The organism is Paraburkholderia sp. D15 (genome assembly GCF_029910215.1).
Lineage (GTDB): Bacteria > Pseudomonadota > Gammaproteobacteria > Burkholderiales > Burkholderiaceae > Paraburkholderia.
Genome location: NZ_CP110395.1, coordinates 1,281,683 through 1,298,907 on the forward strand (window position 1 = coordinate 1,281,683; position 17,225 = coordinate 1,298,907).

Genomic DNA, 17,225 nt, shown 5'->3' on the forward strand with positions numbered 1-17,225 from the left:
GCGAAGCACCCGCCACAAGGGCCGGCCGAACCCGCCAAATGTTCGCGTCTCTGCGTTCTGCGAATTAACGTGGCTATAATGAGATCGAATCCAACCTGACATTCCGCGGCCTGCCCGGCGCGGCCTGCTTGGCGCGGGTCTGACGACTTCGGTGCGGTGGCGGCGTCCACGTATCCGTCGAAGCGCCCGGCACGCACCGCGCGCCTGGAGGCGGCCATGCTTGAATCTCTTTCGCTTGCTGCGGGCCTTTCCTGGGGCAGCGGCCTGCGCCTCTATCTGACGGTCCTGCTGGCCGGCGTGTTCGCCCGCCTCGGGCTGGTCCATCTTCCCGATACGCTGTCCGCGCTGTCGTCGCCATGGGTGATCGGCGTGGCCGGCGTGCTGACCGTCACCGAATTTCTCGCCGACAAAATCCCCGCGTTCGATTCGCTGTGGGACGCGATCCATACCTTCATCCGCATTCCGGCCGGCGCCGTACTGGCCGCCGGCGCGCTCGGTCACGCCGATCCGGCGCTGCTGACCGTTGCCGCGCTCGCGGGCGGCACGCTGGCCGGCACCGCGCATCTCGCGAAGGCGGGCACGCGGGCGCTCATCAACCTGTCGCCGGAACCGGTGTCGAACGTGGTCACCTCGACCGCCGAGGACGGCCTCGTGTTCGGCGGCATGCTGCTCGCGCTGTTCGTGCCGCTGCTGTTCCTCGTGCTGATGGTCGGTTTCCTGATGCTCGCGGCCTGGGCGCTGCCGCGTTTGTGGCGCGGCGTGCAGGGCGGTTTTCGCGGGATGGCGACGCACATGGTGTCGCGCTTCGCAAGGAGCCGGCACGATTGAGCGACACGGCACGAGGTTCCACCGCGCGCGCTGCCGCGTCGCAGACGCGCCGTCTGGGCGGCATGGATGTCGTGCGTCAGGCGATCCGCATGACGGCGCGCGACTGGCGCGCGGGCGAGCTGACCATGCTGCTGCTCGCACTGGTGCTGGCGGTCGCCGCGCTGTCGAGCGTCGGCATTCTGGCTGACCGGCTGCACCTGGGGCTGGAGCGCGACGCGCGGCGCATGATTGCCGCCGACTTCATCGTGCGGGCCGATCATCCGGTCGATCCGCAGTTCGCCCAGCAGGCCAGGTCCCTTGGGCTGAACACCGCCACCACGGCGATCTTTCCCAGCATGATCAATTCGACCGGCGCGCAGCCGGTCTCGCGGCTTGCCGCCGTGAAGGCGGTGTCGACCGGTTATCCGCTGCGCGGCGAATTGCGGATCGCGCCCGCGCCCGGTGCGCCCGATCACGCGACGCGCGACATTCCCGCGCCCGGCACCGTGTGGGTCGATCAACAATTGCTCGATGCGTTGAAGCTGCACGTCGGCGACACGGTCAAGGTCGGCAGCCGCGATTTCAGGATCGGCGCGCTGATCACGCGCGAGCTGGACCGCGGCTTCGCGTTCGTCAATTTCTCGCCGCGCCTGATGCTGCGTGCCGACGACGTGCCGTCCACCGGCCTGATCGCCTACGGTAGCCGCGTGACGTACCGGCTGCTGGTGGCGGGCGCGGACGCCTCGGTGGCGAGCTTCGCGCGTTTTGCGCACCAGCGCGTGGACGACGGCAAGATGCGCGGCGTCGCGCTCGAATCGCTGCAGGACGGTCAACCGCAGGTGCGGCAGACGCTCGATCGCGCGAGTCACTTCCTCACGCTGGTGTCGCTGCTCACCGCGCTGCTCGCGGCGGTGGCGATCGCGATGGCCGCGCATCGCTACATGCGCCGGCATCTGGACGGCTGCGCGGCGATGCGTTGCCTCGGCGTCAGTCAGGCGACGCTGCGCGCGCTGTTCACGCTGGAATTCGCGGGGCTGGGGCTGATCGGCGGGCTGGCGGGCGTGGCGCTCGGCTTTCTCGGTCACCTCGCGCTGCTGACGTGGCTCGGCACGCTGATCGACGTGGTGCTGCCGTATCCGACCGTCTGGCCGATGCTCGAAGGCATCGCCGCCGGTCTCGTGCTGCTGCTCGGCTTCGCGTTGCCGCCATTGCTGCCGCTCACGCGCGTGCCGCCGGTGCGTGTGCTGCGTCGCGAGTGGGGCGAGGCGGGGCGCACCGCATGGGCCGCTTACGCGCTCGGCATCCTGCTGTTTGCCGCGCTGCTGATCGTCGCGGCGGGCGAGTTGAAGCTCGGCGGCATCGTCGCGGGCGGTTTCGCGGGCGGCATGCTGGTGTTCGCGGCCATTGCGCGGTTCGCGCTGTGGGGCGCGGCGCGCGTCGTGCGCAGCGAGCGCGTCAATGCGGGGATCGGCTGGCGCTACGCGCTCGCGTCGCTGGAGCGGCGCAGCGGCGCGAGCGCGTTGCAGACCACCGCGCTCGGCATCGGCCTGATGTGTCTGCTGCTGATCGCGATGACGCGCAACGACCTGGTCGCCGGCTGGCGCAAATCGACGCCGCCGGATGCGCCGAACGAATTCATCATCGACATCCAGCCGGATCAGCGCGATGCCGTCACGGGCTATCTGAGCGCGCATCGCATCGCGGGCGTGGAACTCTCGCCGATGGTGCGCGGCCGCCTGATCGCGATCAACGGCAAGCCCGTCAATCCGGATTCGTTCAAGGGCGACGACGCGAAGCGTCTGGTGGATCGCGAATTCAATCTGTCGTACACGACCGAGTTGCCCGACGACAATCTGCTTGCCGCCGGCAAGTGGTACGGCGACACCACGACGCCGCAGATCTCGATCGAACAGGGCCTCGCCAGGCTGCTGAGCGTCAAGCCCGGCGACACGCTGCGCTTCGACGTGACCGGCATGCAGGTCGACGCGCCCGTGACCAGCGTGCGCAAGCTCGACTGGGGTTCGTTCAAGGTCAATTTCTTCGTGCTGATGCCGCCGGCCGCGTTGCGGGATTTCCCGGCGACCTTCATCACGAGTTTTCATTTGCCACGCGAACAGCAATCGACCATCGACGGCCTGATCGCGGCTTACCCGAACCTCACCGCGATCGACACCGGTCCGATCCTCGCGCAGGTGCAGCGCGTGCTCGAACAGGTGATCGGCGCGGTGCAGTTCCTGTTCGCGTTCACGCTCGCGGCCGGCGTGCTGGTGCTTTACGCGGCGCTGGCCGGCACGCGCGACGAGCGTATGCGAGAATCCGCGCTGCTGCGCGCGCTGGGGGCGTCGCATCGGCAGGTGCGCGCGGTGCAGATCGCCGAATTCGTCGCGGTCGGTGCGTTGTCCGGCGCGATGGCGGCGATCGGCGCGCAGGTGATCGGCTATGTGCTGGCGACGCGCGTGTTCGAGTTCTATCTGAGTTTCGATCCGTGGGTGCTGCCGGCGGGGATCGCGGCGGGCGTGGCCTGCGCGGCGATCGGCGGATGGCTGAGCTTGCGGCATGTGCTGGCGCGGCCCGCGTTGCAATCGCTGCGGGACGCGTGATTTTTCTTTCTGTTTGACGAGCAGGTATGAGCGATCTTGACGACGAAGTGTCCGCGGCGCAGCCGACGGCCTTCGAGCTGGTGGGCGGCGAAGCGCGGGTGCGCGAACTGGTCGACCGGTTTTACGATTTGATGGATCTCGAAGCGGAATTCGCCGGGATCCGGGCCTTGCATCCGGAATCGCTCGACGGTTCGCGCGACAAGTTCTTCTGGTTCCTGTGCGGCTGGATGGGCGGACCAGATCACTACATCAGCCGGTTTGGGCATCCGCGTCTGCGGGCGCGGCATCTGCCGTTCGCGATCGCATCGAGCGAGCGCGATCAGTGGCTCCGGTGCATGGCGTGGGCGATGCAGGACATCGGGCTGGACGAGCCGCTGCGCGAGCGCTTGCTGGGGTCGTTCTTCGAGACCGCGGACTGGATGCGGAACCGCAACGGATGAGCGCCGGCGACCCGAGCCTTCCCGCCGATGCACGCGCCGTACTCGACTGCTGGTTCGGCGCACCGGATGCGCCGGACTTCGGCGCGCCGCGCAAGGCGTGGTTCTCCCGCGACGATGCCTTCGACGCGATGTTGCGCGAGCGCTTCGGCGCGTTGATCGACGCGGCGCGCGAAGGGCGTCTCGATCGCTGGGCGGACACGCCGCTTGGCGCGTTGGCGCTGATCGTGGTGCTGGATCAGTTCTCGCGCAATTGCCATCGCCATACGCCGCGAGCGTTCGCGGCGGATCACAAGGCTTTGCAGATCGCCCGCGAGATGGTGGCGCAGGGTGCCGATCTTCTGCTGCCGGGCGCGCATCATCGCGCGTTCGCGTATCTGCCGTTCGAACACCACGAAACGCTCGACGCGCAGCGCGAATCGCTGCGTCTGTTCAAACGCCTGGAGGCGGAGCCCGGCGGCGAATCGTATTACCGCTTCGCGCTGCGGCATGCGGAGATCATCGAGCGATTCGGGCGGTTTCCGCATCGCAATGCTTTGCTGGGACGGGTGTCGACCGGCGAAGAAATGGCATTTCTGCGCGAGCCCGGATCGTCGTTCTAGTGGCGCGCCGTACGGCCCGCGGCGCGCGTCACCTTATTCGCCGTCGGGCGCCGCGCCGTCCGCCGGCGTGCGCACGAATACCCTCAGCAGCTCGTCCGTATCGCCGGGGCGCGCGCCGGACCAGAACAGCCGCCAGTCGCCTGCCGGCGTCTTCGCATTGTCGCGGCGGCTCTGCATGATCAGCCACGTGCATTCGGTGGAACGCGTGTCCGCGGCCGGATGATGTTCGATGCCCGTGTAGTAGTACAGCATCGGCGCTTCCGATTCGCCGAGCGGACTGCTCGCCATGCAATCGCCGTCGTTCCATTCGATATTCATCTTCGCGCCGAGATCCTCGAAGACCGAGCGATAGCTCTTGCCATAGTCGAGCCAGGGCAGCAGCAGCGTACTCACCAGCCCCCACGCCAGAATCGCGCCCGCGCACCAGCTCAGCACGCCGCGCCATTTGCCCGTGAACTTCAGCACCGGCAGCAGCCAGAGCCAGCCGAGCGTCATCGCGAGCGCGGCGGCGATCAGGCCGGGTTTGATCGGCAGCACCCAGTCCAGCGGCAGCCAGCGGCCGAGCCTGTGCAGCGACGCGTGCGTGTTGGCCGGATCGCTCATGATCGACCAGACGATCCACGCGAGCGCGGCGACGCTCGCGAACAGCACGCGGCTCGTCATGTCCCACACGACATGCACGGCGCGCGGCAGGCGTTCGATGCCCTGCATGGCCAATACCGCGAGCGGCGCGATGAACGGCAGGATGTACAGCTCGCGCACGGTCGCCGAACTTTGCAGCACGGCAAAGCCGGTGAACGCGAAGATCGCCGGCAACGCCACGCGCGGGTCGCGCCAGCGCCGCCACGCGCCGCCGGCCAGTGCGACGAGCGCGAGCGGCACGACCGGAAAGCCGACGCTCAGCACCGTGCGCAGCACGAAGAGACGACTCTCGTTTTCCGAGCCGAGTTGCGCGACCGAAAAACCGAAAAAGCGGCCGATGTTGTTATCCCACAGCCACACCATGAAAAGCGGCTCGGAGCGCAGATAGAAGCAGACTGGCCAGATCAGCGCGAACGGCGCGCAGACCAGCGCGGCGACACCGAGCGAGCCCGCGAAGCTGCGGCCGCGGCAGGCCGGATACAGCGCCATCGCCGCGCAGACGGTCGCGCCGAACACGAGCGGCACGAACAGCCCCTTGGCCAGCAAGGACACGCCGACGCCCGCGCCGAACATCGCCGCCGCGCTGCGCAGCGCGGCACGGCGGCGGCGCACGTCGACCGGCAACAGACGCGCCTCGTCACGCAGATGCACCAGGACCAGCTCGAACAATCCGCAGAAGCCGAGCGCGGCGCCGGCCATCAGCGCGACGTCGGTCATCATGTCGTGCACGTGCTTGACGACCACCAGCGTGCTGGCGAACAGCGCGAGCGTGCCGATCACGCGCAGGTCGAACCAGCTCGATGCATTGACCGCGCGGCGCGCGACGCGTGCGGTGTAGTAGACGGTCAGCGCGGCGAACAGCGCGCTCGCGAGACGCGCGGCGTCGTGCAGCGGCAGATAGCGGCCGAACATCCACGCGAGGCCGGCGGCGACCCAGTCGTAGATCGGCGGTTTTTCGACGAAGGGTTGGCCGGCGTTGGTCGGCACGACCAGATCGCCGGTGTCGAGCATGTGCTGGATGATGCCGAAGGTGTAGGTCTCGTCCTGCTTCCACGGCTCATGGCCGAGGATGCCCGGCAGGAGCCACGCGCACAGAATGGCCAGCGCGACGAACCAGCGCAGCGGACGCGCGCCGGCGAGCGCTCGCCAGCGTCGTGCGCCACGATCGGGCGGACGCGGCGAGCTGCCCGCCGTGCCCGATGTTCCCGGTGTTCCCGCCGCACCCGATCCGGCGGACGCGGCAGGGGAGCCGGACTGCATGGTCGACGCGGCCGTCGCGACCGCGACAGCGCCTCTGCGCACCGGCGCGGATGGCTTTTCTTGCATGAGGATCTCTAATCGCCGTAGACGGCAACGTGGGCCGCTACTGGTATGTGCTATGCGTCGCACGCAAAGCGTGCGATCCGCAGCGATTGTAGTCCGAGTTTATTACCGTCAATTACAGAAAATGCGTGGAATCCTGGGGTTAATTTCACGCAAGACGGAGATTTCTCATCAAATCGATAAGAATTCGTGGGAGTGGGATAAGAAAACGGCCGCGAAGCGCGGCCGGGAGGAGGGAATGGGGAGGTGGGCGCGCTCAGCGGCCGCCCGATACGTCGAGCAGCGCGCCCGTCACGTACGAAGCGGCGTCGCCCAGCAACCACGCGATGGATTGCGCGACTTCGTCGGCGCTGCCTGGACGCCCGAGCGGCGTGGTCGCGCCGAGTTGGGCGGCGCGATCCGGCTTGCCGCCGCTCGCGTGAATCTCGGTATCGATCAGACCCGGACGCACTGCATTCACGCGCACGCCCTGCGGGCCGAGTTCCTTCGCGAGACCCAGGGTCATCGTATCGATCGCGCCTTTCGAACCCGCGTAATCGATGTATTCGTTCGGCGACCCCAGCCGCGATGCCGCCGACGAGATGTTGACGATCGCGCCGCCCGCGCCGCCGCGCGTGGTCGACATGCGCCGCGCGGCTTCGCGCGCGCACAGATAGGCGCCGAGCACGTTGACGTCGAACATGCGCTTCAGGCGCGCGAGGTCCATGTCGGCGAGCTGGCTCGACGGCGCGACGATGCCGGCGTTGTTGACGAGCGCGTCGACGCGGCCGAAATGGGCCGCCAGCGTGTCGAACATCGCGATCACGTCGGCTTCGCTGGCGACATCGCCGGCAATCGCCACGGCCCGGCCGCCGGCGCGTTCGACGTCGGCCACGGTGGCCTGCGCCGCCTCACGATTGGTCGCGTAGTTCACGCCGATGGACCAGCCTTGCGTGCCGAGCAGACAGGCCGCCGCGCGGCCGATGCCGCGGCTGCCGCCGGTGATCAGAACGGTTTTTGCCATGGGACTCCCAGGATTCGAAGCAATGCGGACGGAGACGGCGACGGAGACGGAGACAGCGGCGACGGCAGAGGCGAAAACGACGAATGGGACAAATGCGAAGAGGGCGGTGAAGGCGAACCCGGCAGCCGGCGCAACCGGATCACCCACCGCCGCCGCGACTCAAACCGCGTCGCGCTTGATCGCCCACTTGTCGCTGGCGGGCGGCTGATAGCGTTGCAGCTTGCCGATCAGCGCGGCGGGATCGGCATCGACCTGCAGGATGTCGAAGTACGTCTCGCGCATGAAGCCTTCCTCGACCGTATGCCGCAGCAGGCTGATCAACGGATCGTAGAAGCTGTCGATATTGAGCAGCGCAACGGGCTTCTGGTGATAGCCAAGCTGCGCCCACGTGTAGACCTCGAAAAACTCCTCGAGCGTGCCGGCGCCGCCGGGCATCGCCACGAACGCATCGGACAGATCCGCCATCATCTTCTTGCGATGATGCATGTCCGGCACCACGTGCAATTCGGTCAGCCCGTCATGGCCGACTTCCTTGTTGACCAGCAGTTCGGGAATCACGCCGATCGCGCGGCCGCCTTCGGCCATCACCGTATCGGCGATCACGCCCATCAGGCCGACCTTGCCGCCGCCGTAGACCAGCGCGAGATCGGCCTGCACCAACGCGCGGCCGAACGCGCGCGCCGCATCCGCGTACAACGGTTTGGCTCCGTTCGAGGAGCCGCAATACACACACACCGACTTCATGCTCAAACGTCCTTCGGTTCGTTGCGGGGCGCGGCGCCTTCCTTCTGCGGCAGGTAGTCGTAAAACTCGCGCTTGGGCAGCTTGCCCGACACGAGGTCGTCGAAAATCTGCCGCGAGCGGCCGCGCAGATAAGGCGCCATCAGCGACACGATCTGCACGCTAACCTGATGCAGTTCCGCGCGAATCGCTTCCTGCTCGTTGTATTTGCGCGGGTTCATCACGAACTGGTACGACAGCCAGTAAGTGCCGATCACGCCGACGTTGGTGGCGATCACGTGCAGCTCTTCCGGCGTGGCGACCATTTCGCCGTCGGCGACGAGCTGGTCGCAGAACTGGCTGGCAAAGCGCACCTTGTGGCTGATGATCTGCTTGAAGTGCGTTTCGAGCGTGCGGTTACGCGCCAGCAGATCGTTCAGATCACGATACAGAAAACGGTAGCGCCATGTGAAATCGACCATGTACTGCAGGTACGACCACATTTCGTCGATGGTCGCGCGATGGTCGTCGGGGAAACGCAGACGCTTCTCGATCTCCTGCTCGAACTGGCTGAAGATGCTGTTGATGATGTCGTCTTTGTTGCGGAAGTGGTAGTACAGGTTGCCTGGACTGATTTCCATTTCCTCGGCGATCGTCGTCGTCGTGACGTTCGGCTCGCCGATTTCGTTGAACAGCTTCAACGAGAGTTCGAGAATCCGTTCGCGCGTGCGGCGGGGAGGTTTGGCTTCCATGTCGTCCGGCCCTGGTTACGCCGGGCTGGGCGCGTGGCGGCATGCCGCTGTTGCGTGATCCACCCGGATGCGGTTGGTATAGTGAGTGCCCTCAAACCTGCCGTTGTGCGTCAGGCCCCCCGCGGGGGCGGGAAAAGCTGGGGAAGGCCCAGCGTTTTCCCGTGGGACTGTCGGACGATTATAAACCGACCGTTCTTATACCAAGCAGATACTCAGGGTTTTCATTCTTTCGGACGGCTTGCACGGCGGCTGGCTGCATCGCCGGGCGTCGTCCGGTCTGCGCGGCACGGCGGTCAAAGCCACGCCTTCACCCAGTGCACGACGAGCGGACCGACGATCAGCCCCCACGTCATCACGCACATGCCGAGCGCGACCATCACCGCCGCGCTGCCGAGATCCTTCGCGCGGCGCGACAGTTCGTGGCGTTCCAGCGAGATCCGGTCGATCGCCGCCTCGACGCTCGAATTCAGCAACTCGACGATCAGCACCAGCAGCACGGAACCGAGCAGCAGCACGCGCGACAACGGCTCGACCGGCACCAGCACGCCGCACGGAATCAGGATCGCCGCGAGCGTCAGTTCCTGGCGGAACGCGCTTTCCTCGCGAATCGCGACCTGGAATCCGGCCAGCGAATTTTTCATCGCGTGCCATGCGCGCGTGAGGCCGCGATTGCCTTTGTAGGGATTGAAGGGCAGCGGGGCGAGCGGATCGTCGGGGCTGAGCGGTTCGTGCGCGGCGTCGTTCGCGTGATCGGCGTGGCTGGAGAGATGGGCCTGAGCCGAGGTCGTGCGCGCCGAGCCGGAATGCTTCGCCGCCACGTGACTTGCGGCTTGCGCGCCGTTCACGTTGCTCACGTTGTTCACGCCGTTGAGTCCCTGCGCGTGATCAGCATGATCCGCATGATCCGGCGCGCCGGGTTCGCGAACGTCGTCGAACGGTTCGGGATGCGCGGTGTCGGCGTCGCCGTCCACCGCGCGCAGCGCGCGGCGATTCGCACGCGCCGCGGGGAAGGGTCTGATTGGCATGGACGACCTGGCGCGCCGCATCACGCAGCCGCGCTTTCCTCGCGGTACGACGTGCGCGGCAGCGGTTTCAGATGGGCGGCGAACTGCTCGGAGGCGGCCGTCCACGAGAAGCGCTCGGCCCACGCGCGGGCGTGGTCGCGATCGATCTTCAGCGCTTCGAGGCAGGCCTCGCGCAGGTCTTCGTGCATCGCGCCCGCGCCGCCGTCGCCGAGTACGTCGATCGGACCCGTGACCGGATACGCCGCGACCGGCGTGCCGCAGGCGAGCGCTTCGAGCAGCACCAGCCCGAAGGTGTCGGTGCGGCTCGGGAACACGAACACGTCGGCGGCGGCGTACACCTTCGCCAGTTCAGCCTGGGTCAGCACGCCCAGATAGTTCGCCTGCGGATAGCGCGACTTCAGTTCGGCAAGTGCCGGACCTTCGCCGGCCACCCACTTCGAGCCGGGCAGATCGAGCTTCAGGAACGCCTCGACATTCTTCTCGACGGCCACGCGGCCCACGTACAGGAAGATCGGCCGCGCGGTGTTGAGCACCTTCGAGTCCATCTGGTGAAAGATCTCCAGATCGACGCCGCGCGTCCACAGCACGACATTGGTGAAGCCGAATTTTTCGAGGTCGCTCTTGACCACCGGCGTGGGCGCCATCACCGCCAGCGACGGCTTGTGGAACCAATGCAGGAACTTGTACGTCGCGCTGAGCGGAATGCCGAAACGCGCCTGCACGTACTCCGGAAAGCGCGTGTGATAGGCGGTCGTGAACGGCAGCTTGTGCTGGATCGCGTAGGCGCGCGCGGCCATGCCGAGCGGACCCTCGGTGGCGATGTGCAGCGCGTCGGGCGCGAACGCGTCGATGCGCGAGCGCAGCTTGCGGCGCGGCAGCAGCGACAGGCGAATCTCGGGATAGGTCGGGCAGGGGATCGTCTTGAATTCGAGCGGCGTCAGCAGTTCGACCTGGTGGCCAAGCGCGGTGAGTTCGCGCGTGGTGTTCTTCAGCGTGCGCACGACGCCGTTGACCTGCGGTTCCCACGCGTCGGTGACGATCATGATCTTCATCGGTATTGGCCCTATCGAAGTTAAGCGGGATGAAGTGAAGCGGGATTACGCGGTCGCCCGGGCCTTCTGCACGCCGGCTTCCGGGGCGCGCATCACGGTCCAGTAGATCACCTTGAGTTCACCTTCGAACGTCTCGACGAGTGCCGACAGACTCTCGACCCAGTCGCCGTCGTTGCAGTACAGCACGCCGTCGATGTCGCGGATCTCGGCCTTGTGGATATGCCCGCAGACCACGCCGTCGCAGCCGCGGCGGCGCGCTTCGTCGGTCATCACGCGTTCGAACGAGGAGATGAAATTCACCGCGTTCTTCACCTGATGCTTCAGATACTGCGACAGCGACCAGTACGGGAATCCGAGCCGGCTGCGGATCCGGTTGAACCAGCGGTTCAGGATCAGGATCATCGTGTAGAGCGTGTCGCCGAGATAGGCGAGCCATTTGGCGTGCTGGATCACGCCGTCGAACAGATCGCCGTGCACGATCCACAGGCGCTTGCCGGCGAGGGTGGTATGGAACGCCTCGCCGCGCACGTGGATGTCGCCGAACGCGAGGTCGCAGAACTGGCGCGCGGCTTCGTCGTGATTGCCGGGCACGTAGACGACCTGGGTGCCCTTGCGCGCCTTGCGGAGGATCTTCTGCACGACGTCGTTGTGCGCCTGCGGCCAGTACCAGCCCTTCTTCAGCTGCCACCCGTCGATGATGTCGCCGACCAGGTACAGATACTCCGACTCGTTGTGCCGCAGGAAGTCGAGCAGATACGGCGCCTGGCAGCCGCTGGAACCGAGATGGATGTCCGACAGCCAGATGGTGCGGTAGCGTTGCGGTTCGGCGTGATCGTCGTCGTGATGACCGGCGGACGCGTCGAGCGGCAAGGAGGCGACGGGCAGCGGCAGGCCGTGTCCAGGAGTGGGTTCCGGGCGGAACGCGACAGGGTCGACGCTCGGGCCGGTTTGGCGGAACAGGGAAGTCGCGGACGTTTTGGGGTCCATGGCTCACGCGTCGAGTTGCAGTGCCCGTATTGAGCCAGGTGCGCGTGACTATGCCGTGACAGTCATGAGAAGTTCTTATTACTGCGGGGAGGGTGTTGCGGGCGGGTCACGCCGAGGCGGTGGACGCACGGCGATCGGCGCCGCCTGGCGATGAAAGACCGGCGGCGTGTGCGTGTCTCAGCGCGACACGTTGACGATGCGCGTGCCGGCCAGCCGATCGTGCAGAAACTGACGCCGCGGATCGAACCGGCCGGTCGCGGCCCACAGCACGAACCAGACCGCGGCGACGATCAGCGTCTGCGGCAGCTTGAGCCCGAGCAGCGGATGCAGCGCGAGCGGCGGCAGAAACCACAGCCACGTCAGCAGGTAACGTGCGATCGCGCGGATTGTGCCGAGCGGCGCGCCGTCGGCGGCGACCACGCGCAGGCGCCAGGTTTTCATCGGCAGGGTCTGGCCGCTGTGGGTCCAGAACCAGACGAAATACACGCCGACCACGAGGCCGATCCAGGCCGCCAGCAGGTTGTGATGCGTGAGGCCGTTGCGTTGCTGCGTCAGCGTGCTGAACAGATATCCGGCGACGAACACCACGCCGAACAGGATCATCGCTTCGTAGAGCAAGGCCGCGAGACGGCGCCGGACGGTGGGAGCGATGCCCGGAGCATCAACGGCAGGTGTCGAGGTCGCGAGCGGTTGGGACACGGATGGCGGGGGCAGGGCGGGCCGGCTCAGGAGCCGTTGAAAATGGACGGTGCCTCGGCCGGCGAAACCGGCACCGGCGTGGCGGGCACGAAACTGCCGGCGGCGGGAATCGCCGGCGCGACGGCCGGACTCGGCAACGACGCGGCGGCTGCCGCGCTGGCCGCCGCCACGCCGCTCGCGCCATGTTCGCGCGCATTGACGAGACGGTCGATACCCTTGATTTCGGTGCGTCCCGACGGCGGCGCGCTGACCACGCTCGGACGGCGTTTGCGTTCGCTGGCGGCAAGCCGTTCCTTCTGCTCCTCGGGCAACTGCTGATACGCCTTCCACGCATTCTGGCGGGTTTCGCGCGGCAGTTCCTTCGACACCTGATAGTTTTCGCGCGCGACGCGCCGTTGATCCGGCGTCATGCGGACCCATTCGGTCATGCGGTCATGCAGGCGTTTTTGCGCGTCGGGCGACATCTTGGGATAGCGCGACGCGATCTTCAGCCACTTGCGCTTGCGTTCGTCGCTGAACGAATCCCACAGCGGTTCGAACGGAGCAAGAGCGAGATGTTCGGCCGACGTCAGCCGCGACCACGCGATCGGACTGTTGCTGCCGGGCAGGCCGGGCAGTTCGACGGCGAGCGTGGGCGCGGGCGCCTTGGCGGTGACGGTAGTGCCGGCCGCAGCGGGCGCGCTGGGCGCCGCGGGGCTCGGATAGAAGCGCGGATAGGTCGCGGCGAACGACACCAGGGCCGCGATCGTGCATCCGAAAACAACGGCCAGGCCGCGCTTGTAACTCACCCGAAAAATCTCCCGCTCAGTGGGCGCGTGAAAGGTACGCGTTGAAGCCGTGGTCGAGATAGGCATTGAGCGGCAGATCGTCGCTCAGCATGGCGGCGTCGATATCGGCGAGCTCGGCGGTGCGTTGCTGGTCTTCCCAGTAGGCGATACCCACCAGGCTCACGACCAGCGCGACCAGCGGCCAGGCCAGCGCGAAGCGGCGCAGCGGCGAACGGCGGCGCTGCGGCAGTTCGACCGGCGGCATGCCGGCGGCCATGCCCGCGCCGGCGAAGGCCGGCACGAACACCGGCGCGCTGACCGTTTCGGGCTTCTTGCGGGCGAGCGCGGCACGACGCGCCGCGGCGAGCCGGTCGACGGCGGCGGTGGGAATGCTGGCGGCGTTTTCGTCGAGCGCGCGGCGCATTTGGCGGGCGAACTCGAGTTCTTTGGTTTCCAGGGAGCTCATAGCGTGATTCCTTTAGCCTTGAGCGCTTGCGCCAGCGTGTGGGTGGCCCGCGAGCAGTGCGTTTTCACACTGCCTTCGGAGCAGCCCATCGCGGCGGCAGTCTCGGCGACATCCATATCTTCCCAATAACGCATGAGAAACGCCTCCCGTTGACGTGCCGGTAACTTTTGGATCTCGTCGTCGATTACCTGCAGAACCTGTTCGCGTTCGAGTTTTTGTTCGTTGCTCTCGGAGCCTGCCGCGCCCTCCTGGGCCTCGAAGGTTTCGAGGGGGTCGAAATCCTCGTCGTCGGCATTGCCGAGCGACGAAAACAGACTCACCCACGTATTGCGCACTTTGGCACGACGGAAATAGTCGTGCATCGCATTCTGGAGAATACGCTGAAACAGCAGCGGAAGTTCGGCCGCCGGACGGTCGCCGTATTTTTCGGCGAGCTTGATCATCGCGTCCTGCACGATATCCAGCGAGGCGTCGTCGTCCCGCACGGCGTAGACCGTCTGCTTGAATGCGCGCCTTTCGACGCCCGCCAGAAAATCGGCGAGTTCCTTGTCTGATGCCATCCGTTGGGGGTCGGCGCAGCGAGCGTGCGCGTAATCGGTCGAAAAATGTCGTAAAACTCGCGGATGCTAACAAACTTTTGCGTCGCTGGGGCGAAACGTGATTCACCTTGCATCTCTATAACAAGCTTTCGGTCGATTCGGGCATCCGGCGAGGGCGCAGCCGAGGCGTCGAGGCAATAATTGCTTGACCGCGTCAGCATCTACGGATATCTTCGCTGGTTCGCAACACAAGTGACTTGTCTCAATTGAGGTGTGGCCCAAGAAGCTCACCTGTCAACTGGACGCGCAGCTTGAACCCGAGCCACAAGCCCGGCAGAGAGCACCCGATCAATTTTTTGCCGAAAATTCGAAAGGTGAATAAATGAATATGCCCAGCGCGGAATTCTCCACGTCGGATACGACTCCTCATCCCGAAGCTGACTCTATCGGCGCCACCGTGCTCATGAAGGCACTGGCCGACGAAGACGTCGAGTTCATCTGGGGCTATCCCGGCGGCTCGGTACTCTACATTTACGACGAGCTGTACAAGCAGGACAAATTCCAGCACGTTCTGGTGCGCCACGAGCAGGCCGCGGTCCACGCCGCCGACGCTTACGCGCGCTCCACCGGCAAGGTCGGCGTGTGCCTCGTGACGTCCGGTCCGGGCGTCACCAACGCGGTCACCGGCATCGCCACCGCGTACATGGATTCGATCCCGATGGTGATCATCAGCGGCCAGGTGCCGACTGCCGCCATCGGCCAGGACGCGTTCCAGGAGTGCGACACGGTCGGCATCACGCGTCCCTGCGTGAAGCACAACTTCCTCGTGAAAGATGTGCGCGACCTCGCCGCCACCGTCAAGAAAGCCTTCTTCATCGCCCGTACTGGCCGTCCCGGCCCGGTGCTGATCGACATTCCGAAAGACGTGTCGAAGACGCCCTGCCATTACGAACCGCTGAAGAGCGTGTCGCTGCGCTCGTACAACCCGGTCACGAAGGGCCACTCCGGCCAGATCCGCAAGGCGGTCTCGCTGCTGCTGTCGGCCAAGCGTCCGTATATCTACACTGGCGGCGGCATCATCCTCGCCGACGCGGCGCGCGAGCTGAACCAGTTCGCCGATCTGCTCGGCTACCCCATCACCAACACGCTGATGGGTCTGGGCGGCTACCGCGCGAGCGATAAGAAATTCCTCGGCATGCTCGGCATGCACGGCACGTACGAAGCCAACATGGCGATGCAGCACTGCGACGTGCTGATCGCGATCGGCGCGCGTTTCGACGACCGTGTGATCGGCGATCCGGCGCACTTCGCGTCGCGTCCGCGCAAGATCGTCCATATCGACATCGATCCGTCCTCCATCTCCAAGCGCGTCAAGGTCGATATTCCGATCGTCGGCGACGTGAAGGAAGTGCTGAAGGAGTTGATCGAGCAACTGCAAACGGCCGAACACGGTCCGGATACCGCGGCGCTCGCCGACTGGTGGAAGGACATCGAAGCCTGGCGCGCGAAAGACTGCCTGAAGTTCGACCGCAAGAGCGACATCATCAAGCCGCAGTACGTGGTCGAAAAGGCGTGGGAATTGACCGACGGCAATGCCTTCGTGTGTTCCGACGTCGGTCAGCATCAGATGTGGGCGGCGCAGTTCTACAAGTTCAACAAGCCGCGCCGCTGGATCAACTCCGGTGGTCTCGGCACGATGGGCTTCGGCCTGCCGGCGGCGATGGGCGTCAAGATGGCGCACCCGGACGACGACGTGCTGTGCATCACGGGCGAAGGCTCGATCCAGATGTGCATTCAGGAACTCTCCACCTGCAAGCAGTACGAGACGCCGGTGAAGATCATCTCGCTGAACAACCGCTATCTGGGCATGGTGCGCCAGTGGCAGCAGATCGAATACAGCAAGCGCTATTCGCATTCGTACATGGATGCGCTGCCGGATTTCGTGAAGCTCGCCGAAGCGTACGGCCACGTCGGCATGCGTATCGAACGCACGGCGGACGTCGAGCCGGCGCTGAAGGAAGCGCTGCGCCTGAAGGACCGCACGGTGTTTCTCGATTTCCAGACCGATCCGACCGAAAACGTCTGGCCGATGGTTCAGGCCGGCAAGGGCATCACCGAGATGCTCATGGGTTCGGAAGATCTATAACGACGGCTGCCAGCGCCGGCTTCGCCTGCGCGCCTTCACGAAGGGCGCGGGCAGGCGGGGCGGCGCGCAACCGCTCGCGGACATCGACAAAACATCTGGAAGAAGCGAAACATGAGACACATCATTTCAGTCCTGCTGGAAAACGAACCGGGCGCGTTATCGCGCGTGGTGGGGTTGTTCTCGGCACGCGGCTACAACATTGAAACCTTGACGGTGGCTCCGACCGAAGATCGTTCGCTGTCGCGCATGACCATCGTCTCCATTGGCTCGGACGACGTGATCGAACAGATCACGAAGCATCTGAACCGCCTGATCGAGGTGGTGAAAGTGGTCGACCTTACCGAGGGCGCCCACATCGAGCGCGAGCTGATGTTGATCAAGGTGAGGGCGGTCGGCAAGGAACGTGAGGAAATGAAGCGGATGTCGGATATTTTCCGCGGCCGCATCATCGACGTCACCGAAAAGACCTACACGATCGAACTGACGGGTGCGAGCGAGAAGCTCGACGCCTTCATCGAAGGGATCGACGCCACGGCGATTCTCGAAACCGTCCGCACGGGCGGGTCGGGCATCGGCCGCGGCGAGCGCATCCTGAAGGTGTGACGCGCACGCCACCCGCAGCGTCTCGATCAGGCCGGGCAGCGCGAGCGTCCGGCCA

Annotated in this window: 17 protein-coding genes; 6 read left to right on the forward strand and 11 right to left on the reverse strand. The window is 65.8% G+C overall.

All coding sequences use genetic code 11. The features are described from left to right. Positions 1 to 216 precede the first annotated feature (216 nt). Genes LFL96_RS05585 through LFL96_RS05600 form a run of 4 tightly spaced genes read left to right on the forward strand, consistent with a single transcriptional unit; the run spans position 217 to position 4,446 of the window. Entirely contained in the window at positions 217 to 828 is a 612-nt protein-coding gene (locus LFL96_RS05585) for a DUF4126 domain-containing protein (protein WP_280998923.1), read from the forward strand. Continuing rightward, a complete protein-coding gene (locus LFL96_RS05590) occupies positions 825 to 3,407 on the forward strand; it encodes an FtsX-like permease family protein (RefSeq protein ID WP_280998925.1) in 2,583 nt (860 codons plus the stop codon). Before LFL96_RS05585 ends, LFL96_RS05590 begins: the two co-directional genes overlap by 4 nt. 26 nt (positions 3,408 to 3,433) lie before the next feature. Beyond that, the gene (locus LFL96_RS05595; protein ID WP_280998927.1) at positions 3,434 to 3,847 is read left to right on the forward strand and encodes a group II truncated hemoglobin; all 414 of its coding nucleotides are present in this window, start codon (positions 3,434 to 3,436) and stop codon (positions 3,845 to 3,847) included. Then, positions 3,844 to 4,446, forward strand: coding sequence for a DUF924 family protein (locus LFL96_RS05600; RefSeq protein ID WP_280998929.1), 603 nt, complete (start codon positions 3,844 to 3,846; stop codon positions 4,444 to 4,446). Before LFL96_RS05595 ends, LFL96_RS05600 begins: the two co-directional genes overlap by 4 nt. A 33-nt stretch (positions 4,447 to 4,479) precedes the next feature. Here the strand turns inward: LFL96_RS05600 and LFL96_RS05605 are convergent, their stop codons facing one another. The 11 genes from LFL96_RS05605 to LFL96_RS05655 form a co-directional block, all read right to left on the reverse strand. Beyond that, a complete protein-coding gene (locus tag LFL96_RS05605; protein WP_280998931.1) occupies positions 4,480 to 6,414 on the reverse strand; it encodes a glycosyl transferase in 1,935 nt (644 codons plus the stop codon). A gap of 253 nt (positions 6,415 to 6,667) precedes the next feature. Next, a complete protein-coding gene (locus tag LFL96_RS05610) occupies positions 6,668 to 7,414 on the reverse strand; it encodes an SDR family oxidoreductase (protein WP_280998933.1) in 747 nt (248 codons plus the stop codon). Between the two features lie 159 nt (positions 7,415 to 7,573). Beyond that, positions 7,574 to 8,158, reverse strand: coding sequence for a TIGR00730 family Rossman fold protein (locus tag LFL96_RS05615; RefSeq protein WP_280998935.1), 585 nt, complete (start codon positions 8,156 to 8,158; stop codon positions 7,574 to 7,576). Positions 8,159 to 8,160: 2 nt separating this feature from the next. Beyond that, the gene (locus LFL96_RS05620; protein WP_280998937.1) at positions 8,161 to 8,886 is read right to left on the reverse strand and encodes a TetR/AcrR family transcriptional regulator; all 726 of its coding nucleotides are present in this window, start codon (positions 8,884 to 8,886) and stop codon (positions 8,161 to 8,163) included. A gap of 293 nt (positions 8,887 to 9,179) precedes the next feature. Continuing rightward, the gene (locus LFL96_RS05625) at positions 9,180 to 9,911 is read right to left on the reverse strand and encodes a diacylglycerol kinase (RefSeq protein WP_280998938.1); all 732 of its coding nucleotides are present in this window, start codon (positions 9,909 to 9,911) and stop codon (positions 9,180 to 9,182) included. A gap of 20 nt (positions 9,912 to 9,931) precedes the next feature. Continuing rightward, positions 9,932 to 10,963 (reverse strand): glycosyltransferase family 1 protein, encoded by a 1,032-nt coding sequence (locus tag LFL96_RS05630; RefSeq protein ID WP_280998941.1) that lies wholly within the window; start codon positions 10,961 to 10,963, stop codon positions 9,932 to 9,934. Positions 10,964 to 11,008: 45 nt separating this feature from the next. Beyond that, positions 11,009 to 11,950: a UDP-2,3-diacylglucosamine diphosphatase gene (locus tag LFL96_RS05635; RefSeq protein ID WP_280998943.1), complete on the reverse strand. Its 942-nt coding sequence runs from the start codon at positions 11,948 to 11,950 to the stop codon at positions 11,009 to 11,011. Positions 11,951 to 12,127: 177 nt separating this feature from the next. Beyond that, complete coding sequence (locus tag LFL96_RS05640; RefSeq protein ID WP_280998945.1) at positions 12,128 to 12,649, reverse strand: RDD family protein; 522 nt, start codon at positions 12,647 to 12,649, stop codon at positions 12,128 to 12,130. A gap of 26 nt (positions 12,650 to 12,675) precedes the next feature. Further along, positions 12,676 to 13,437: a DUF3106 domain-containing protein gene (locus LFL96_RS05645; protein WP_280998947.1), complete on the reverse strand. Its 762-nt coding sequence runs from the start codon at positions 13,435 to 13,437 to the stop codon at positions 12,676 to 12,678. Positions 13,438 to 13,453: 16 nt separating this feature from the next. Further along, positions 13,454 to 13,882, reverse strand: a complete 429-nt coding sequence (locus LFL96_RS05650; protein ID WP_280998949.1) for a DUF3619 family protein — start codon at positions 13,880 to 13,882, stop codon at positions 13,454 to 13,456. Next, entirely contained in the window at positions 13,879 to 14,442 is a 564-nt protein-coding gene (locus LFL96_RS05655; RefSeq protein ID WP_280998951.1) for an RNA polymerase sigma factor, read from the reverse strand. The genes LFL96_RS05650 and LFL96_RS05655 overlap by 4 nt, the downstream gene beginning before the upstream one ends. 361 nt (positions 14,443 to 14,803) lie before the next feature. On the opposite strand from LFL96_RS05655, the gene LFL96_RS05660 reads away from it, so the two are divergent. Both LFL96_RS05660 and ilvN read left to right on the forward strand, forming a co-directional pair. Further along, positions 14,804 to 16,567: an acetolactate synthase 3 catalytic subunit gene (locus LFL96_RS05660; RefSeq protein WP_280998953.1), complete on the forward strand. Its 1,764-nt coding sequence runs from the start codon at positions 14,804 to 14,806 to the stop codon at positions 16,565 to 16,567. 111 nt (positions 16,568 to 16,678) lie between these two features. Further along, the gene (gene ilvN / locus LFL96_RS05665; protein WP_117338215.1) at positions 16,679 to 17,170 is read left to right on the forward strand and encodes an acetolactate synthase small subunit; all 492 of its coding nucleotides are present in this window, start codon (positions 16,679 to 16,681) and stop codon (positions 17,168 to 17,170) included. The last annotated feature ends 55 nt before the right edge of the window (positions 17,171 to 17,225 follow it).